Source organism: Mycoplasma enhydrae (assembly GCF_017116825.1).
GTDB classification, from domain to species: domain Bacteria; phylum Bacillota_I; class Bacilli_A; order Mycoplasmatales; family Metamycoplasmataceae; genus Metamycoplasma; species Metamycoplasma enhydrae.
Map to the genome: position 1 here is coordinate 75,190 of NZ_JAFIRD010000003.1, position 18,720 is coordinate 93,909.

The 18,720-nt window shown below is 24.4% G+C and carries 15 protein-coding genes; 8 read left to right on the forward strand and 7 right to left on the reverse strand.

Translation table 4 applies throughout. From position 1 onward, the window contains the following. Positions 1-14 precede the first annotated feature (14 nt). On the forward strand, positions 15-311 hold the full coding sequence (locus JXZ91_RS01835; protein WP_205851319.1) for an HU family DNA-binding protein: 297 nt from the start codon (positions 15-17) through the stop codon (positions 309-311). Here JXZ91_RS01835 and recU read toward each other — a convergent pair. From recU to JXZ91_RS01855, 4 genes are read right to left on the reverse strand one after another with little or no spacing between them, the layout of a single operon-like run. Further along, positions 301-804 carry a Holliday junction resolvase RecU gene (gene recU / locus JXZ91_RS01840; protein WP_205851320.1) on the reverse strand — a complete coding sequence of 168 codons (504 nt, stop codon included), beginning with the start codon at positions 802-804 and terminating at the stop codon, positions 301-303. The two genes, JXZ91_RS01835 and recU, sit on opposite strands and share 11 nt — an antisense overlap. A 59-nt stretch (positions 805-863) precedes the next feature. Further along, complete coding sequence (locus JXZ91_RS03680; RefSeq protein WP_205851321.1) at positions 864-2,981, reverse strand: DUF2779 domain-containing protein; 2,118 nt, start codon at positions 2,979-2,981, stop codon at positions 864-866. After that, a complete protein-coding gene (locus tag JXZ91_RS01850; RefSeq protein WP_205851322.1) occupies positions 2,968-3,819 on the reverse strand; it encodes an MAGa7180 family putative nuclease in 852 nt (283 codons plus the stop codon). Before JXZ91_RS01850 ends, JXZ91_RS03680 begins: the two co-directional genes overlap by 14 nt. Positions 3,820-3,833: 14 nt before the next feature. Next, positions 3,834-4,904 carry a helix-turn-helix domain-containing protein gene (locus tag JXZ91_RS01855; protein ID WP_205851323.1) on the reverse strand — a complete coding sequence of 357 codons (1,071 nt, stop codon included), beginning with the start codon at positions 4,902-4,904 and terminating at the stop codon, positions 3,834-3,836. A 230-nt stretch (positions 4,905-5,134) separates the two neighbouring features. Between JXZ91_RS01855 and JXZ91_RS01860 the strand changes: the two genes are divergently transcribed. Genes JXZ91_RS01860 through JXZ91_RS01870 form a run of 3 tightly spaced genes read left to right on the forward strand, consistent with a single transcriptional unit; the run spans position 5,135 to position 8,195 of the window. Beyond that, entirely contained in the window at positions 5,135-6,052 is a 918-nt protein-coding gene (locus tag JXZ91_RS01860; protein WP_205851324.1) for a coiled-coil domain-containing protein, read from the forward strand. Positions 6,053-6,073: 21 nt separating this feature from the next. Then, the gene (locus JXZ91_RS01865; RefSeq protein ID WP_205851325.1) at positions 6,074-7,039 is read left to right on the forward strand and encodes an ABC transporter permease subunit; all 966 of its coding nucleotides are present in this window, start codon (positions 6,074-6,076) and stop codon (positions 7,037-7,039) included. After that, complete coding sequence (locus JXZ91_RS01870; RefSeq protein ID WP_205851326.1) at positions 7,029-8,195, forward strand: ABC transporter permease subunit; 1,167 nt, start codon at positions 7,029-7,031, stop codon at positions 8,193-8,195. The genes JXZ91_RS01865 and JXZ91_RS01870 overlap by 11 nt, the downstream gene beginning before the upstream one ends. Before the next feature lie 28 nt (positions 8,196-8,223). Here the strand turns inward: JXZ91_RS01870 and JXZ91_RS01875 are convergent, their stop codons facing one another. Next, the gene (locus JXZ91_RS01875; protein ID WP_205851327.1) at positions 8,224-9,225 is read right to left on the reverse strand and encodes an HxHSH motif-containing lipoprotein; all 1,002 of its coding nucleotides are present in this window, start codon (positions 9,223-9,225) and stop codon (positions 8,224-8,226) included. Further along, the gene (locus JXZ91_RS01880; protein ID WP_205851328.1) at positions 9,225-11,090 is read right to left on the reverse strand and encodes an MAG3240 family lipoprotein; all 1,866 of its coding nucleotides are present in this window, start codon (positions 11,088-11,090) and stop codon (positions 9,225-9,227) included. Before JXZ91_RS01880 ends, JXZ91_RS01875 begins: the two co-directional genes overlap by 1 nt. Before the next feature lie 139 nt (positions 11,091-11,229). Between JXZ91_RS01880 and JXZ91_RS01885 the strand changes: the two genes are divergently transcribed. The 4 genes from JXZ91_RS01885 to JXZ91_RS01900 are packed head-to-tail and all read left to right on the forward strand — an operon-like array spanning position 11,230 to position 15,595. Continuing rightward, positions 11,230-12,183: a ZIP family metal transporter gene (locus tag JXZ91_RS01885; protein WP_205851329.1), complete on the forward strand. Its 954-nt coding sequence runs from the start codon at positions 11,230-11,232 to the stop codon at positions 12,181-12,183. Positions 12,184-12,192: 9 nt separating this feature from the next. Next, positions 12,193-14,526, forward strand: a complete 2,334-nt coding sequence (locus tag JXZ91_RS01890; RefSeq protein WP_205851330.1) for an OppA family ABC transporter substrate-binding lipoprotein — start codon at positions 12,193-12,195, stop codon at positions 14,524-14,526. A 1-nt stretch (position 14,527) separates the two neighbouring features. After that, positions 14,528-14,998, forward strand: a complete 471-nt coding sequence (locus JXZ91_RS01895) for a hypothetical protein (RefSeq protein ID WP_205851331.1) — start codon at positions 14,528-14,530, stop codon at positions 14,996-14,998. A gap of 36 nt (positions 14,999-15,034) precedes the next feature. Beyond that, entirely contained in the window at positions 15,035-15,595 is a 561-nt protein-coding gene (locus tag JXZ91_RS01900; protein WP_205851332.1) for a hypothetical protein, read from the forward strand. Positions 15,596-15,862: 267 nt separating this feature from the next. Here JXZ91_RS01900 and JXZ91_RS01905 read toward each other — a convergent pair. After that, positions 15,863-18,720, reverse strand: a 2,858-nt coding sequence (locus JXZ91_RS01905) for a GumC domain-containing protein (protein WP_205851333.1), incomplete at its 5' end; no start/stop codon positions are given.

Consider the following 18,720-nt stretch of genomic DNA (forward strand, 5'->3'; position numbering starts at 1 on the left):
ATAAAGGAGAATTTATGACAAAAAAAGAATTAATTAAGAAAACTGCTGAGGAAACAGGATTTCAACAAGCTATGGTTGAATCTATATTTGACCACATGGTAAATATAATTACTGAAGAAATTGCAAACTCTAGACAAGTTTCTATTTCAGGTTTTGGAGTTTTCTCTTCAAAATATGTTCCTAGCAAGGTTCAACAACACAATATTACAAAGGAAAATATTGAAGTTCCTGAAAAAATGGACCCACGTTTTAAATTTTCAGATGTTTTAAAGTCAAGGGTTGATGATTATTTTCACAAAACTAAAAAATAATATTTTCAATGATATTTAATATACCAGGGAATAATAAAATAAGCTTTTTAGCTCTAGATATGGCTTCTTCATAATGAAGAGCCTTTTTATTTGCAATTAATTTTTTAAAATCTTCATGCATTATCAAAATAAACTCACAAGGTATTTTATAAAAAATTATTCAAAAAGCAATTCCTTGATGCTTTTGAATTAGATCTAGATATTCAATTTGATGATTTTTAATATTTGCAAGTGGTAAAATGCTGTCTTCCGTGCTTTTGGCTTCAAATGCCAAGAATTTTCCATTATAAACTCCGTAATAATCAACTGAACTTTTGTTTTTTATATAAGCATTTTTAAGTTTTAGCTTTTTGTCTTTTAAATCAATTGATTCAAAAGTTATATCAAGATTTTTCTTATGAATTAGGCATATATTATTTGTCAAGTAATATTGATTAGTTTGGTTTATTATTGTTTCTAATAGCATTCCTCTATTTTTATGTAAACTACTCATATTTAAATTAAAACATAAAAAAGCAGAGAAGATTTCCCTACTTTTTCACGTATTTTTAGCTAGAAATTATATTCTTCAAAATTCTTAAAATTTTGTTCATCTCTAACAAGATATTTAACTAAATCGGCTACCATCAACATCGCCATAACATCGTTGTGGCAATATTCTTTTAAATCTTTTTGTTTGTTTTCTCATTCATTAGGACCAATTTTGTCTAAGGCTCTAGTAGTAGCAATTGATAAAGCTGCAGAACCATTTTTAACATTTAAATCTGAATATGGTTTTATTTTGTGTTTCAAATGCTGTGAAAGATTATTTTGAGTTACATAATATTCTAGTTTTTTAATTGAATAATTGCCTCTTATATAACCAATATTTATTATTCTATCATTAATAATGGGTGGTTTGTTTTTAGCAGTTTTAAATAAATCGGCTAAATCAACTATTTTTTCTATAATGTAATTAAGTTTTTGTTTATAATCATTAAATTCCTCATCACTCAATTGATTAATTTCGCAATAATATCCTAGACGTTTTTTTAGTTCTTCTAATCTTGATTTTTCATAAGCCTGATTATAAACAACATAATATTTGATTTCTTCATCATATAAGTCATTTATTATTTTCTTATATGTATTAATATTCATGTTTAATGGGTCATAAACATAATCTTTACTTTCATAAATTTCATTATTTAAGGTTTTTATTATAGATGTCTGTGCAATGGTTTGATTTCATGCTTTTAAATAATCAACAAGAGGAACGGGTAATGTAACACCTTCAAAATCAAATCATGCTATTTTAGCTTCCATATCATTTATAGCCTTATATACATTTTCTTTAAAAATCTTTTTATCTATAGCAACCCTGTTATTATTAAAAAATTCAACAGATTTGGTATATCAAGTGTTGTTTAAAGCATAGCCTTCATTTTGGAAATTTCCAGATAGCAGTCTAAAAAACTTCTTCGAACCAAAAGGATATTGAGGATATATTTTTTTAATCAAAATACTAAATCAACTTGGCGAAAAATTATCCTTAAAATCATCTTCGATTAACTGCCAATTTTCAACGATTTCTTCTTTTGAATCAATTAATTCTAAAAATTCTTTAAATGAGCATGTATAGCAACTATTACTGCTCTTATCAGCTGATTTTTTTTCAGATAAATTATAACCAGCACTTGAAAGTTCGTTTTTAACATGTTGAATTATTGTTTCATTTTTATTTTTTAGTTTCTTTCGTGTGTATTCATAATTCGGATTACCAATCAAAATTGCATTAATTTCAGATTCTGAATTTAAGTCTTTATATGAACTGGAAGTAACTCCAGCTTTGGATACTGAACAATATTCATTTAACTCAAATTTTAAAACTCCTTTTCTTACTTTTCGATCATCTAAATATTTTGGTCTCAAAATTGTAATTTTATTTATTTCAAGAAAATTTGAAATAATTTGATAATCATAATAGGACTTTAATAAATTCTTTCTCTTTGTTTTAATTGAATAATTTAAGTTACCAAAGATACCATTTTTTAAATCAAAATATGTTACTTTGGATACACAGGATTTATATTCAAAATGGGCATTTATAATAAGTTTGGCATTATTATTTATAGCCGCTTGTGTTTCTTTTATTTTGTTTTCAGTAGTCTGACTGTCTGAAATATATTTAATTTCCGAATCTTCAAAATTAAAATTTTCTTTATAAAAATCTTTTAAAAATTTAGTGGCCTGTTCAACAACTAAATTTAAACCACTATTAATTATTTCAACGTTCCCAAACATGTTAAATAAAAAATTAATATTCTTGAGTTCTGTTTCTTCATCGAATTTCTTTTGAAGAATTGCGTCCGCTGCAATTTCTTTCTTTAAAAAACCAAGTTTATCATATGGTGATAATTTCTTAATTTCTGTAGCTTGCTTTTCTTTTAAAACAGGAACAACATATTCATCGATAATAGAATCAATTTTATCTAGATTAAAATCTAATAAATCTAATGAATTAAACTTTGAATCATCATTATCCTCTTCTAAAGATTCAATCATATTTACTAATTGATTATGATCCTGTTTAATAAGTTCATCGCTTAATTCATTGAAAATAAATCATGGTCGAGTATTATTTGCAATTACAAAATCATTAAATGTATATTTAGTTTTATTCTTCTTCATATTCAGGTACAGCTTTTCCCATTTCTACTCATTCAAGATATAAATTTTGTCATTGCTCAAAATTTTTACACTTTAGATATTTAACTAAATCAACGTCAACATAATTATTTCAAATAGGGCTTTCACCACTTGTTGTATATTTTCTATATCATTCCTCACATTTTTTCATATCATCTTCCACTTGAGCTCTATTAACTTCATAATTTCAATTTTTAAGTATTCTTTGATTTATATCAAGCCATTCTGGCTTTGCGTAGTCTTCATCTTCTAAAAAGCAAGCGACTATTGTAAATCAATTAGCTCCAATTAAATATGAATATAATTGAGATTGTTTTAAATACTCAGGATTAATTTCGCCATTATTTCAAGCTTCTAGTTTCTTTTTATTCACTGTTTTAATTTCAATTATCAAGTTCTTGTCTTCAACATAACCGTCAGGTAACCCACCAAACAAGTGATTTTCTTTGAAAGCATCATAATTGTATTCTTTGGCATCATATCTTTTAATTTTAGATTTAAGTTTAGTTTCTATTTTTTCGATTATTTTAGGTTCTAGTATTTTTCCGGCATTTACATATTTTGGATCTAATATAGGCATAGCAAATCCAGATATTTTTGCAAATGCTCTAAATTGGCTATGAAATGGACTTAATTCTAAAACATCACCCAAATAAGTTCCTGATAATTTCTTAAAAGAACCAAAAGAACCAGGTTTTCTGGATAACAATTTTTTATGATAGTTTTCTTCTAATTTAACAACCTTTTTTTGTTCATCTACAAAATAATGTTGTCCATTAAATAGACTTCGAGGTGGTATTTTTATTTTTTTGTTTTCCATAGTTTTATATCTCCTTAAAATCTAATAATTTTTCATTTTTTGGTTGTTTCATTGTAAAGAATAGAAGCTCTTTTATAAAAATCAGGTGCTTTTTTATCTAATAATGATATTCTTTCAATTAAATCCACAATATCATCAGCCATTTTAGATTTATTTGATCGACTTCTGTTTTTTCATAAATTATAGTATTTTTTAAATATATCCGAATACTCATCTTTGGTTAAAGCAGGATAAAATCAAGAAAATATTTCACGCATTAATGCATATAAAATAAGCATTTCTGAATTATACATATCAGTTAAAATAATATATTTTTTCTTGCCATAATTAAAACTGATTGCTCTAGTGAATGACTTATTGACATATGGAATTTTTATAATCTCAGTTCCTGTTTTTGAAAGTATTTCTTGAACTTTTTCTAGTTTTTCATAGAATTCATAATTATTATTAAATAGAATAGCAAAAACTTTCATAATTAGCCCTTTTGTCATGTTTTTTTCGGGTTTAAAATTCTTGCCATTAAAATCACCATAGCACTCTTTTATAAATAATTCACAATATCTAATAAAAGGTAGCCGATATGGTTTAAAAATATTGCATTTGTGAAGGTACATGTGTTTTTGTATATCATCTAAGTATTTTTGTGGGTCTAATGTCCCAAAAAATCTTTTGATTAGATTCATTTTTTCTTCAATAGTGTATTCTTGCCTTAATTCAAAGTTAGTTATAGTATCAAAAAGTTGTGGATTATTTTCTAAAACTTCTCAACCAAACATTTTAATTAAACTTTCCGATTCATTAAGATCATAATCGTATAACTTTTTATTTTTATAGAAGTATCACTTCTTTGTTAAATAGCCAATCTCTAAATTAAAATATTCTTCAAGAGATTGAATTAAATTTAAATTTATATCTTTTTTGTTGTCATTTATAATTTTTGACAAAATTTTCTTATTTATGCACAAGTCCTCAGCAACCTTAGTAGCATTAATATTTAGGGTTTTCAACATTGCTTTTAAAAATTGACCAAACGTCATACAGTTAGTGGTTTTTTGTTCAATATTTTTTAAGTTTTCTAAATTCATAAAATCCTCAAAATGTTTTCCTATATATAAAATTTTAATATAAATTTATATTACTATAAATTATCGCAAATTATTTTTTTTAATAAAACAAGCAAGAAAAAAATAGTAATTAAATAGGATTTTTCAATTTTTAACAAAAAAAATAAAAATACAATAGTAAATTTTGTGCTATAATTTGTGTGTTAAATTAAAATTTTATATTAAAAATTACAAAGAAAGGCTATCCAAATATGAAAAAAAATTTAAAATTTTTAAGTGTATTAGCACCTATTGGTGTTATAGCAACACCTTTAATTGCTATTTCATGTGACAACAAATCAGCTAAAATTAAGGAAATGAAGTCAGAAATAGCTAAAATTAAGAAAAATATTGAAGCTCTAAAGGCTGTAGATCCAATTAAACATGGCGAAATTGAAAAATTAATTACTAAAGCTGAAAAATTAACAAACAAAAATTCAGTTAAAGAAATTGAAGATGTAATTAAAGAAATTAAAGAAGAACAAGAAAAAATTTCTAAATCTTTAATTGAAGAAAAAGATGGTTTCAGCATAAATAAATTTGCAGCTGGGCAAGAAAAAATTAAAGCTTCAGAAGCAACTAAAGAAATCAAAAAAGCAACAGATTGAAAGGGTGTTGTAGCAGCTTTAAAAAAATACAATATTGAAATTAAAGAAGACAAAACTAAATTAGAAGGCTGATCCATTTCTCTAGACCCTGGTTCGCACGAACATGAACATGGTGGTGAAATTCATTTAATTATTTCAATTTCAAAAGCATCAGAAAAAAAACACGTTAGTTTTACAGTTAAAGGATTTGAAAAAGTTCCTCATAAAAAAGAAAAAGTTAACAATTGAGAATTTAGATTACACGGAAAAGGTCACGATGCTCCTAAAGCAACATTTATTGATGAGTTAGAAGCTGCGCAAAACAAATCATTCGATGATTTAAAAACTAAATTAGCAACTTATGTAGTGTTCAATCAAGTTGATGAAAAAGTTAGTGATATTGAATTTAAAATTAATAAAGCAAATTCAAAAATTGAACATGAAAAATTAATCCTAGAAATTCAAATCTACAAAAAAACTGAAAAAGACAAAGTTATTGAAACTAAATCTATTACAATTAAATTTGCACACCACCACCATTAGAATTTAAATAGGAGGCAATATATGAATAAGAGTTTATTAAACTTATTTAAAAATATTGCCTTTTATTTTTTTATATTTTTTGCAGCTCTAATCATTATATTTTTTGCCATTAACATTTTAGTGGAACCACAAATTAAAAAGAACTTAGCTGTATATAGTTCCATTCCTAAAAACTATGGTTCTAGACTAGGAATATTTTTTAAAAACTTATTTGCTTTTAATCCTGGCAAGATTTATTCATATGAATTATATTCAGCAGAATCTAATATCTTAATTTTATATTTCAAACAATTTAGATGAACAATTCTAACTAGTGCCTTGATTTTTAGTTTTAGTTTTGTAATTGGAAATGTTTTAGGAATTAGTTCTGCTTATAAATTCAATAAATCTTATGACATCACAATATCAGTTTTAGCTTCTTTCTTTGGAGCACTACCATTATTAATTATTGCTATTTTAGCTCTTAATAATTCGAGTTTATTTGGATATCCTTCTCAATTTATTAATAATAATAAATTAAGTTTGATTTCACTTTTAGTTCCGATTTTAATTTCATCATTTTCAACAATTGCAATATTTTTTTCAAAATCGAGAAAAGTGACATTTGAAAGTTTGAAATCTAATTATTATTTATTTGCTAAAACCCAGGGACAAACCAAAAGACAATTACTAAGAAAAATCATTATAAAAGATGTGATTGCTTCTGAATTAAACATGTTTTTTATGATTTACATATTATTATTTACTATATCTATTTTGATTGAAAGAATTTTTTCAATACCAGGGCAAAGTATTTTAATATCGTTTGCATTCAAAAAAGGTGAATTGGATATTATTATGTTTTATTTCACCTTTAACTTTATTTTCATTTCAATATTGTTAGTTATAAATAGTTTTATTATTAAAAAATTGAACCCAACAATTAAAAAACAAAGTCAGCTAATTCCTTTTTGAAGAATATCAAGGAGGAAATTAGATGTCAAATAATTTATACTCTTTTGCAAAAGTTAAGAATTCCAATAATAATTCTTATGTAGTTCATACCAATTCAATAAAACAATACTGAAAAAGATTTTTTTCAAGCAAAATAAATATTGTATGAATTAGCTTGTTTGCACTTTTAATTTTAGCTTTAATCATATCCGCTTTTTTTATTAAAAATAGTGCATTTGATTCAATTAACAAAAATACCACTTTGGTTAACAATCTACCTTCAATTTGAAAACAAACTATTATTAGAGATTTTAATCGAGGCGAAGAATTAGATTTTATTCGTAAAATAGAGCAATTAGAAAATTTAAGTGCTCTAAAAAATCATAGGGAACCTATTTTTAAAATTCTGTATGATTCTGCTAAACATTTAGGTGGCTCACAAACCATTCACACTGACATTGTAACTTTAGTTTACAATCCATATGATTTAATTAAAGCTATAAATTTATTAAATCTTGATAGCAAAATAGAAATTCCTAGTGGCTTGTATTTAGGTACAAATAACCAAGGTATTGATATTTTTTCAAGATCTATATCAGTAATATGAATTTCAATTATTGTAATTTTAATAGCAATTGTTATTAACATATTAATAGGTTTTAATTTAGCCATTATATATAACTTTTATTCAAAAAACGTTTTTAGATTTATTGACAAACTTATTACATCAATTAGTGTTATTCCAGAGATAGTTTGAGTTTTCTTACTTTCAATATTTATCGGTACACAATGATATTCATTATTAATTACTTTATCAGCAGTTTGTTGAATTTCTTATTACAATTTTGCCAAAGACGAAATTAATATTCTACTAAAAAAAGAATATATCATTGCCACAATTGCAATTGGAACTTCAAAATATAGATTGGCATATTTTCATATTTTTAAACGTTTAATGCCTAATTTTTTAATTTTATTAGTTGAAAGATTTTCAATTAATATATTAATTGCTTCTTCTTTGGCTTTCTTAGATTTTATAAATGATACAAATAATCTTAATATTGGTTCTGTTTTAAAAGAAGCAATTGGTTTAGCACAAGAAAATCCAAGCTATTTAATTGTTGTTTCAAGTTACATAATTGCTTTTTGTTTAATTCTCAAACTATTATCTTCAAGCTTGGCTAACTGTTATAATCCGAAGACAAAATAATAGAACAGATAATTGCTCTGTTCTATTTTTAAAATTCCAAATTAACTTCTTTAATGCCTTGATCTTTAGCAATATTCTTTAAAAGTTTTCTAACTTTTTCTACTATTTTTTTAGCACGCTTATGAAATTCAATATTTACTAGATTGTTTTTTTGGTCCAGTTCCATTTTTTCGAAAAGGTCAATTAAATCTTTAAAATCTTTTTCATAATTTAGTTGGTCTATATTATCATGAATATTATTTTTTAAAATTTTAAAGTCATCTTTTAGTTCTTGAATTAAAGTAACATTTTCAACATTATCTTTTAAATATAAATGTCAAAGACCCATTTCATATATTAAATTAATAATTGCATGTGAATGGCTATGAGAGTTTTTATCACCTTCAATATTTATTTTTTCAATATCTTCTTTTTTAGTAATATTATTTTCATTAAAAACATGATCTCTTAAAAATTTTCATGATCCATTTAAAGCTTCTTGTGTTTGACCAAGATTAATATCAATTCCGCTTAATCTTTTATCAATTACTTCAATAAACTCTAAAAATCGTTGGTTTTCAAATACAATGTTCACATCCTTCAAAACTGTATCAACATCTTTAAAAATAATTTCAAATTTATCAAAAATTTTAGATAGTTTTGCTCTATTTGAAGATTTGTCGTCTAGTCATTTCTCATAAAATTCAATAACCTTTTTTTGATTTTCTTCAATTTCTTGACCGCGTAATGATTTAATTTTATTTTCGAAAGAATTTAATTTTCTTACTATTTTGTAATATTTTTTTCTATAAGCTCGATAAATTCCTTTAATATCAGAAAATAATGTTCCAATTTCTTCATTGTATATTGTTTTGATATCATTGGTAACTTGGTTCTTAAAGATTATTTCTTTGGCATCATTATCTCTTTTTTTTCTAATATCTAAAGAATTTTTTTCTGTATCGTTGGGATAATTACAAGAAATGCTAGCTATAGGTAAACAAATGGGAGCTATTATTGCAATACTTTTAAACAAACTTAGTTTTTTCATTAGCTAGTCCTTTCAAATTTAATTAAGCTAAAATCATTAACATCAATTGATTTATCATATCCTTTGAAGTTGTTTCAATATAAACTAACTTTTGCTACTTGTTTTTCACTAGACGATTTAAAATCGTAATCATTATCGCCAAAAGCTATAAATTTTAGTTCAAAATATAATCTTCCTAGTTTGTTTTTTTCTGGTTTTAGTTCTATATCTATTCTCTTAATTCCACTTAAGGTTTTTTTAGCCTTATTTTCCAGTGCATATGCCAACATATAGTTATTAATATATGAATTAAATACTTGAATTTGATAAGAATCGTTATTTAATAAATATGGTTCAAAATTTTGTCTACTGTTATTATTTCAATAATTAAATGAAATATTCATATGATTGGCAGCTCTTTTTAAAGCTTGCATAAAGGGTAAATCTAATGAATTATTTACGAAATCTTCAAGTGAGATTCCTTCTGAAATTCCTTTATTGTTCGGATGGAAAGAATAAATATCTTGGGGACTAACCTTAGATTCATCTATATTATTCATTATTAGTCCTTTTAGACGGTGTCCATGGTCATCAAAGTTTGAACTTAACCAAACATAATCTTTGGTAGACTTATCTTTTTTTGTTACTCTAACAATTGCTTTAAATATTTGGTTTGTATCAAAATAATCACTAAATTTGAAATCTATAATTTTATATTCCAAATCTTCATTTTTTCGATAATCTGGAATCTTAATTTTAAATATTTCATTTTTAAAAGTATTAAATAAATACATTAAGCCCTTTGTATTTCAATATTCAGGCGAAGTAGAACCCTTAATAAAATGGTTAATATTATCAATAACAGTTATATATTGTTTACCATCAATATATAACAAGGGGTTTTGAATATAATCTGTAAATAATGGCAATTTTTCATCTAAACCTTTTGTTCCAATGCCAAATTTTCCATTAATTGCATAATTTCTAAATCCATTAATGTAGTAATATGTGTTCTTTCTTGATTCTGATAACAGTTCTTTACCTTCTCAATCTTTGATGCTTTTTATTTGAAATTTTATGTAATTAGTATCATTTGAAATTGATTTAACATTAGGATCTGCATTATTTCAATCTATTTCAATTTCTGATATGCCAACATTAAAGCGATTTAAGTATAATTTCATTAAATTTATCCAAATTTGTCTTTGTTTTTTAAATTCTTTTGATAAGAATACTTTTGATTGAATATACTGAGGTTCAATTCAATCAAAAAATAAAGCTTGTTTGTTTGTATAAGCATTTTTGATATATCTTTTATTCATGATTGAATTGTTAGCATTTATATCATAATTAATTCTAAAAATTATTGTTTGAAGGTCTTCAAAATATGGATTATCATTTCTATTAAAATCTTTTTTATAAATTTCTGATAAAGTACTAAATCAATCATCATTGAAATCTCCGGCTTCATCAATATCTTCGAATTTATAATCGTTTAAAAAATTATTAATATCACTTTTTTTATTAGAATCAAAAATGTTAATATTATCGTTTTTAGAAATTTCTTGTTTTCAGTTGTTTCTCACTGGAAAATCAGGTTTATATTCTATCCATGTGTCTTGTTTTTTTAAAAACATTTTTCCATCTGAGGCTTTAACACCCTCAAATCTATGTTTTTTAGAATTTTCAAAGTAATAAAATATTTTTTCATCATTTTCAATTGAAGCTATTTGATTTAAAGATAATCGATTTAAAAAAACTCTAGATATTTTATTAATATCTAAATAAACTTCTTTTTTTCTTATACAGCTTAAACTAACTACAGGCAAACTTATAACACTTGCCAAACTAAGAGCACTAAAAAAAATTCTTTTTTTATTTATCATGATTAAATTTTATCATTTTTTTTATTATTATAGTTATAAAAATATTGTATAATATTGACATTATTTACTAGATAGTTTAAGACAAAAATTAAAGTGAAATGATTGTAAAACTAAATTAAGATAAGGGAGGTGAACTAAAATGATTATTAATGAGAAACTGCTAGGTTTGACTCTAAAAAATAATTTTGAATTAATATTATTTATTAATCTGATTATATATATACTAATATTAGTTGCCTTGCCTTTAGTTGTAATGGGTTTTTTAGCTTTAATTAAACCCGAAAAAATTAAATCAAATGAAAAATCATTAATTTATTTGTATGCGTTTTCAACGGGAATGTTTTTAATGCTTGGTGCTTTTGGATTTTTGCGTGAAGGCTATGAAATGGCTCACAATTTTACACATAGTAAATACTTTAATCAAACAGAAATGATTAGAACTATAACAGTTATGGGTATTATGGGAATTAGTTCATTAATTGGTTTTAGTATTGTTATTGGTGGAAGATATTTATTTGTAAAAAAATCTAAAATAGATCCTCATAGTAAACATGAAGAACACAATCACTCTGATCACTTAATTTCTTTTAGAGACATTGATAACCCTAAGGCAGCTTGATTAGCTATATTGATGTTATTAAGCCATAGAATAATTGATGGTTTTTTTATAGGATATACAATATTCAAAATTGTAGCTAAGGGTAATTCTTTTTCAAGTGCTACATTGTTATTAGTGACATTCACATTACATATTTTATTTGAAATAGTTATTGTTTATTTTAGACAAATTCAATATGGTGAAAAAATAGGTAAAGCAGTTTTATATAATTTTTTAACATTTTTAGCGATCATTCCTTTTATATTCTTAGGAGCGTACACTGGTACATTTTTGGGCAAGAGATTTGAATGAATTTTATCTGGAATTTTAGTAATGGGTGGAGTAATAGTCATTTTCACTTCAATATTTGAACTAGTTCCTGAATTTATTCATATTCGAAATAAAGATACAAAAGTTTTATATAAAACCTTAATTACATTTGCAGCTGCAATTATTTTAACAATCATGTTATTAGCATTACATAGACATACATAGGAGAATTAAATGCGCAAAAATTTATTATTATGAATGCCAACTACATTATTGCCTTTATGCTCAATATCTTGCATAAAGAATAATTTTAATAATAATAAATTTGTCTATATTGAAAAAAATAACTTTGCTAATGATTATGGCGATTTTGCATATTTAAATCATAACTTTACAAGTGACAATATAAGAACAATTAATTTAGCTACATCAGCTAAGCTATTTAGACTAAAATCAGAACAACAACCTTTAATTGATTTTAGAGATAATATTGTTTTAGTCCCTTCTTCAATTTCATATAATTTTGAATTAGCTAATAAAATAGTTGTTAATTCAAAAACTAAAAATTATGAATTTAGTAATGATTCAATTGATAAAATTGATTTTAATCCTAAAGATGATGTTGAAATTCCGGGAGTTTTTAAACCAAAACGTGATAAGGGTAATGGTTTTAATAGTCCTTTTTTAAACATTCCTTCTTCGGATACGAATTCTATTAATCACAAAGACTTTAAAACATCATTATCAGAAGCTAAATCAATTGAAATTTATGTTCAAGACTTAAAAAATATTTGAATTGACTACAATGGTAATTTAGTTAATAATTTACCTTTAAATATTAATTCTTTTAGACTGGGATTATTAGCTCATTTACTAAAAAATCCAGCTTTTAGAAATGAACATATTAAAAAAAACAATTTAAAAACAACTAAAATTGATAATCCAGTTTTTAAAGGCTTTGATTTATATAGCTTTTTAGTTAATAATAAAATTAATGTAAATAAACTTCTTGATTTTAGTTCAAATAAACTAACTTTGGAAACAATAGATGGGTCTTTTGTAAATTTTGAAACCTTATTTAATAATTTATTTATTATTCAAAATTATTTTGATGCTTTACCATATGAGTATATTATTAAAAAATATGGCAACCCGTTAAAAAGCATAAAATGATTTTTTGAATATGGAAAAACATTTAAAGACAGACTTTTTAGTTCTTTTTATTACATATCAGCTTCTAATTCAAATCAAATAACATTAAATATAAATAAATACTATAAAAAAGTTAATAAGAGTGCTTTGAGGCAAATAAAAATTGAATACAATCCTTTAAAAAACTCACAAAAAACACATTCTTCACAATCTATTAATGCTTTCAAACAAAATATTATTTCTAAAATAAATTATGAAGAATTATCAATTGACGATAAAAAATATATTTTAAAAAATAATCGAAGATATAACATTTCATATGAAAAAAACTTTAATCGTTTTAGACTAGCTAATAATATTATTATTAATCATAAACCTAATATGAATAGTCCTTATATGAATAAATACTTCCTAGAACTATATTACGGTCTAAATAATCAAAAATATGAACTAAAGCCTATTAACATAGCTTTTCAAAGCTTGTTTAATAATATCATTAACCAATATGCTTTGGTTCAAGACAATAAAGACATTTGATTATCACAAGCTCCGCAAAACTTGTATTTAAAGGCTAAAAATAAAGCACTAAATTATGAAGAACTAAAAGATGCTTTTGTGCCAATTTCAGTTCCTATAATATTTAAAAAGAATTTAGATAAAATTAAAGATACTTTCCAGTTTAAAAATAAACAAAAAATATCAGACCCTGAAATTATTGATATTAATAAAAAAATGCAATCATTTTGATATAAAACCATAAAAGAAGAACTAAGCAAAATAATAGATGAATTCTATCAAAATAAAGCTGATAAAGAAAGCATTTATTTAAATTTACCAATCGTGGTTGAAAATGAAAATCAATTTATTAATGATCGAATTGCAGTTTTAAAAAATAATTTAAATTCAATTCATAAAAAACTAAGAGTAGACATTACTATCGTTGATAATTTCGAAAAATATAATGAATATTTAAAATCTAATAAATCTATTTATAAGCATGATGAATTTAGATTATTTCAAGGTGATTCAGTTGAATATATTTTTTCAGTTTTAAAAAATGAAAATAATGGAATAGTAGATATTGCAAAAACACTTAAAAAACATGAAGCAGAGTTTTTAAAAAACCATACATATGAAAATTTGATTAATTTACAGACTTTCTTGGATAACAATAGCATTAGTCTTTTAAACATTAATGATGTAAAAGTAATTAAGGAATATTTAAATAATTTAAATAAAGAACAACAAATTAGTTTAATTAATGAATTAAATAATTTATTAAGCTATACCTTGAATTTTAATAACCAAATTAACATTGATAGTTTTTATAAAGTTGTTTACCAAAAACACATTATTAAGCCATTAAGCCCTAATAATTTGAATTATTTTCAAGATATAAGAATAAGAGGTAAATAATATGAATAAAAAAAAGCAATTCTTAAATAAAGCACTAATTAGTGCTACAGCACTAGCATTTTTTAGCTTTCCAGTTATTTCTTTATCTTGCCAAAAATTTGATATAGATGAATATAATAAAACTAGTATCCCCCCTTTAACTTCTAGTCAAATTGAAGAAATTAAAAACTCATTTATATTTAAACTAAAACCAGAAGCTCAAGATAAAGAAATTACTAATATTTGAAGGCGCTGAATTAAAGAAACAGGAAATGAAACTTATAAGGTTCATAAATTAATTAATCATGGTGAATTTAAGAACTATTTTGAATTTAAAAAACATAATTTAGGTGGTTTTGGTTCATCGCATGATTATGAATTTGAACTAAAAATTGACGAAGCCACAAATGTTATATACATAGAATGAAAAGTAATATGTGTAGATAGTAGCAATAGAGTAGATGGTACTGGCAAAATAGAATTAGAAAAATAAAATACCGAAACTTACAAAAGTAATATAATATAAATTATGAATGTACATAAAAAAAAGCTTTTTGTACTAGGGTCAATTATGGTTGGTTTTATACCTGCTATAACTTTGTCATGTACAAAAGAAAATGACAATAATGATAATTGAAATACTGACAATTATCCTGATTACACTCCACCTAACAAGCCTTTAGATTCATCTCAATTACAAGAAATAAAAAACTCATTTATTTTCAAGCTAACTGAGGCTGGAAAAAAATTAAGAGATGAAAAAGGAACACAAGGAATAGTTGATTTAATCAAAGAAATCAAAAAAACTCATGATCCAAAAGAAAATGGTCTTGATAGAGGTAGTATACTTTTAAGTACTATATTTGAAAAATGTATTAATGATGAAAGATTTAAAGTACATTTTATATATAAAGGTCCTAGCGATAAAGATTATGCATACTTAAAAGGTCACAAAATCGACATTGAGCTTGAAACTCATAACAGCCAAACAAACCTTCCTGGATTGCTTTATGAAATAAAATGTCCTGATAGACCAAAATTTGGCGTAGAAGGTAGCGGGTTTATAACTCTAGAAGATATAGAAGCATAAATTTTCATAATAAATGATAGACAGAAATCACAACAGCAATTATAAGTGTTGTGATTTTTTATATTTAAGATAAAAGTAACTGAGTTTATCTTTGATTGAGGTTCACTAATAAATGATATGTTTGTCATGATTTTTTAAATATTTCATGAATTTTATAATAAAAATATCAAGCACATTTTGTGTTGTACTCGATATTTTTTTTAAGGGTCCAGATTTATTTAAACCTGATTTCAGTTTTATTATTCTAAATATCAAATTGAGTTTATTTTATCAAAGTCTGCCTTTATATTTTTTTGTATTTTTTAGTCAATGTTTAAAGGGGTTTTCAAAATAATATACTTCAAATTTTGCTGACATTACTTGGTTTCTAACTTCTTCAATCATTCTTATATTAATATCAGTTTCAAAATTTTTGTTATCATTATTTTTAACATGATTTTCAAAGAAATTTTGGAATTCATTAACTTCATTGTTTATTAATTGTGTAAATGCATATTCTCATTGATATGTATGATCAAATAAATAATTAGAGTTTTGTTTATAGACTCTAGCCCATTTATCCCTAAATTGATTTCTCTTTTGATTATTAATGGTTCGACCATTATACAATCAATACATAATTCAATAATCATTAATACGTCTAAGTATTGTTTTTCAACGATTAATATCTACTTTAAATTCTTGTTTATGATTTTGATTTTCATAAATATAACCACTATTGTCTTTACCAATTATTATTCTTTTTCTGCTAAAAGTAAAACTAATTTCATTAGAATTTTTTCTAAAATTATAAAATTCATAATCTTCATAAAGAGATGTATTAATTTCTAAACTATTATCTTTTTTATTTACCGCTGTAAAAAGTTTATCGATTAATTCTTTAGAGATTCGACCCGCAGCAAAATCTTCAATTCATTCAGATCTTGTGTAACCTGTTCATTTAACTGGATAAAAAGGTGTATATTTAATGTTTTCTTGTGACCTTTGTTTAAATCCTGAAATTTCTTGTTCAAAAGTTTTGTTATATTCTAAACCATCAACTGCTTTTATAATTCGATATTTTATTTTAATAATACCTGTTTTATCATTTGGAGAATGATCTACTATTTCAAAATTATAACCATGCGGTAGAGGTTGTTGCAATTTGGTTTCGGTAAATAGTTTATTTTTTCCATACTCAGAAGGTAAATTGTTTTGTTTTAATTCATTAGCGATTACCAATGAATTATTAATTGTATCTGCTAGTTTTTGAATAAGTATATCTATTTCGCGATCTATTACTATTTCTTTGTGTAGTTTATCGAGTTCGACAGGATTAATCGCGGCCTTAAATCTATCAATAAATGGATTAAATATATTATTTTTATACTTAGATTCGTCAACTATTTTAACATCAAGTTTGGTTATTTCTTCAACTGTTATTCGATTAATTTGTTGAAGTATTTCTTTTTGTTTATTAGCATATGGTTTCAAAGCATTTTCATATTCTGCTTTGGTCTTTAGTTTATAAAATGGCTTATCTATTAATATTTGATCTAATTTATTAATTAGTTCATAAATATGACTATTATTATCTATTTTAATCTGACCAACATTAAAGAAAAATTCATGATTTGTTGAAAACATACCTTCAAACACTTTTAAAACTGTTTTATAGTCTTTTTCTAAATTAAAATAACTTTGTATAGGTGAAGGAAGATTGAAAAATTTTTTATATTCAGCTGGAATATCTAATATGCCAATATTTCCTCAATTAGAAATTTTTTCAATTTCTTCTAAAAAGTAATTTGCTTTTTCAAAAAATGCTATTCAAGCCTTAGCGGTGTTATATTTAGGATTAACTTCGGCTTCAATATATTCTAATGATGATATATGAGCTCAAATTGAAGTTTTTAATTTATCAAATATATATTTTGGTTCTATTGGAGGTTCATTGAAACCATCTATGAAAAAAATATTGAAATGTGCAACTTCAAGATTAAATTTTTCGAAAAATTTTAAAGCGTCTGTAGCACCCAGTAAATTAATTAAAGGTGCTTTTGTTTTCTCGGTCAATTTATGAATATCATATTGTAAATTATGGTTCATTTTTTCAGCAAAATCTTTTAGTTTTTCGTATATTCTTTTACTTTCGTTTTTAGCTTCATTAATAATGTTTTTCATATCTTGTATAGTATGATTGTCTACATTAAGAGCTTGAATTCTGCCTTCATATCCGTTTCTTTCTTCGCGAAATATATAATATAAATTATCATTAACTGGCTCTGAATTTGGATTATTTAACATATCTAAATATTCTTGACGAGTGGTTTCAAATTTTAATTTAGAATCAATAGATTCTTTCATTATTTTAGTATCGTCAATTATTTGTCTTGATTCTGTTGTTCCTTGATTATATATGTAACTTGTTGCTTTATCCAACGACTTTTGAGCTTCTGCTATTACACTATCAAATTGAAGCATCAATGCTTCATATTTTGCTTTATTATTTGAATTTTTATCAGCAGCATAATTTGTTTTAGCTTCATTAAATGCTTGAAGTGCCTTGTTATATTGCCTTTGATAGTCAGCTTTATTTTGATTTAATTTCTCTAGAAGTTCACCAGCATTTGTATTAGCAGAACCGATTAATTCTCCTAATTGTTTAGCTAATTGTTGTGCTTCAGGGTTTTTATCATCTTTATTAGCATTATAAACTCGGCGAGCATTAGATATAATATTAACTAAAGCACCTAAGTTTTGGTCTAATGGATCTATTGTTTCTTTTTGAGCTTCAGTATCTGCTTGTGCATTAGTTATTGCATCGATATGATCTTGCAATAATTTTTTAAGACTTTCAACACGCTTATCTTCTTTATGTTGTTCTGATTGTAATTTGGCTCTTAATTCAACTAATGCTGTTTCTATTTCTGTCTTGTTTTGATTCATTGAACCATCATTAGCGTGATATTCTTGAGCGTTAGCAGCAGTCTTAATTGCTTCAAGTTTAACTAAAGCGCTTTCGTAAGCACTAATAGCGCCCTCAATTTTTTCAATTGAATTACCGCTTTCATCAGCAGCTTTTTTAGCATTTTTTAATTCAGTATTTTTTCAATTCTGATATGCTGTGTCATGAGTTTGTTTAG